At 77.3% G+C, this 1991-nt stretch carries 1 protein-coding gene; it reads right to left on the bottom strand.

Annotation, left to right across the window (positions count from 1 at the left end; genetic code table 11):
* Nucleotides 1-625 precede the first annotated feature (625 nt).
* Nucleotides 626-1858, bottom strand: a complete 1233-nt coding sequence (locus tag AOK18_RS26680) for an aminotransferase class V-fold PLP-dependent enzyme (RefSeq protein WP_055695992.1) — start codon at nucleotides 1856-1858, stop codon at nucleotides 626-628.
* Between the last annotated feature and the right edge of the window lie 133 nt (nucleotides 1859-1991).

The raw sequence follows: 1991 nt of genomic DNA, 5'->3' as shown, positions 1-1991 counted from the left end.
TCCCGGCCCTCCCGGCCCTCCCGGCCCTCTCGGTCCTCTCGGTCCTCTCGGTCCCACGATCAGGGTCTCGCCCCGGTCGGTGGTGCCGGCCGGGCCCCGGGGGAGGAAGCTCCCGTCCCGACGGCGGCGCCCCGGCACCCCCGGGTCTCGGACCCGCGCCTCCGCCGGTCGTGATCGCCGTCGGCGCGACGGTCCCGGCGGTGCGGGCGCCGGTGGTTGACCTTCACTTTGGGTGAGGCCGCAGCCTCAAAGGAGCCGGGCGGAGGACCCGGCGTCAGGAACGGGGGTGGGCGTGCACTTCGAGCTGCACCGGATCCGTGCTCGGGACCTCGTGCGGGAGGCCGACGCGCACCGGCTCGCCCGGCAGGCGCGGAGCGCACCGCCGGAGCCGGGGGCCGCGCCCGGGACGGGGGCCCGGGCGATGCGGCGGCCGGTCAAGGCGGATTCGCCGGGGAACATCCGGCCGGGACCGGGACCGGGACCGGGACCGGAGCCGGAGCCGGGGCCCGAGCCCCAGTCCGAACCCGGGCCCGAGCCCCAGTCCGAACCTGGGTCCGAGGCCCAGCCCCGGTCCCGGCCCGAGTCCCACGGCGGGGTCCGGTGACAGGGTCCGGGAGGTACGGGATCACCGTTGCGCGCGCGCCGCGCGGGCCCACTTCCCGAGGATCGGGACGCAGTGTTCGGCGAAGTGCTCGTAGTCCTCGGCGGTGTTGTAGACGTGGGCGGAGAGCCGCAGGTAGCCGATGCCGTCGAAACTGGTGAAGGCGGCCTCCACCCCCAGTTCCCCGGCCGCCCGGTCGCGCAGCGCGTCGGCCGAGACGCGGCTGCCGGCCAGTCCCCGGGGCAGCCGCACCAGCCGCATCCCGGGCACGGGCATGCCGACGTCCACCGGGTCGTCGAAGCCCGTCAGCGGGGCGAGCGCGGCGCGGACGGTCCGCTCGGCGTAATCGGCCAGGTCGTCCATGTAGCGGCGGGCGGCGGGCCAGCCCCAGGTGCTCTCGACGAAACCGATCGCGGTGGTGGCGGCGAGGGGGCCGGTGGCGTCGAGGGTGCCCTGCTGGTCGAAGCGTTCGGGGTAGGGCTCCCCGGCTCCCCAGGAGTCGATCAGCGGATACAGGTCGTCCCGCCGCGGGCCGCGGGCGACCAGGGCGGCGGTGCCGCGTGGCGCGCAGGCCCACTTGTGCAGGTTGCCGACCCAGAAGTCGCAGGCCGGCCCGGCGAGCGGGGCGGCGATCAGCCCCGGTGCGTGCGCGCCGTCGACGAGCAGGGGGATGTCGCGCCGCCGCGCCTCGGCGCCGATCCGCTCCACCGGCATGCGGCGGGCGGTCGGCGAGGTGATCTGGTCGACGACCACGAGGTCGGTGGCGTCGCTCAGTTCGGCGGCCACGGCCTCGTACGCCCGCTCCTCGTCCGCGTCCAGCGGCACCCTGGCCGTGCGGACCCGGCCGCCCCAGCGGCGTGCCAGGCGCTCGGCGCCCATGGTGACGGCGCCGTAGCCGTGGTCGGTGACGACGATCTCCCCGCCGCGGCGGCGTTCGAGGGCGGCGTGGACGACGCTGGCGCCGGCGCTCGCGTTCGGCACCAGGGCGAGGTCACCGGGGTCCGCCCCGAGGAACGCGGCGAGACCGGCCCTGGCCTGCGCGAGCCGCCGCGGCAGTGCGGGGAACCAGACCACCGGCGCGCTCTCCATCTCCTCCCGCATCCGCTGCTGGTGCTCCTGCGCCGCCAGCGGGACCGCCCCGAACGAGCCGTGGTTGAGGTGCCGCAGGGCCGGGTCCAGCGACCACGCGTGCAGGGCCGGCCGGCCGTCGGCCAGCAGCAGGGGCCGCGGTGCGGTGGTGACCTCGGTCTCGCTCATGTGACTCCCTTCCAGGTCCCGGGGGGGGGAGGCCCCCCGGGTACGGCCCTCCCGCACCGGCGGTCGCCGGACGTCCGGCACGCGGAGGCTCACGACGCATGATGGCCCGGGGGCGGGCCGACCGTCCCGGGCC

This window comes from Streptomyces prasinopilosus (assembly GCF_001419695.1).
Lineage (GTDB): Bacteria > Actinomycetota > Actinomycetes > Streptomycetales > Streptomycetaceae > Streptomyces > Streptomyces prasinopilosus.
Note: the sequence above shows the minus strand (reverse complement) of the source record. Positions and strands in the feature narration are given on the sequence as shown.

Coding starts and splice junctions, on each gene's coding strand:
- AOK18_RS26680 (WP_055695992.1), bottom strand. CDS start 1,858: ATGAGCGAGACCGAGGTCACCACCGCACCGCGGCCCCTGCTGCTGGCC.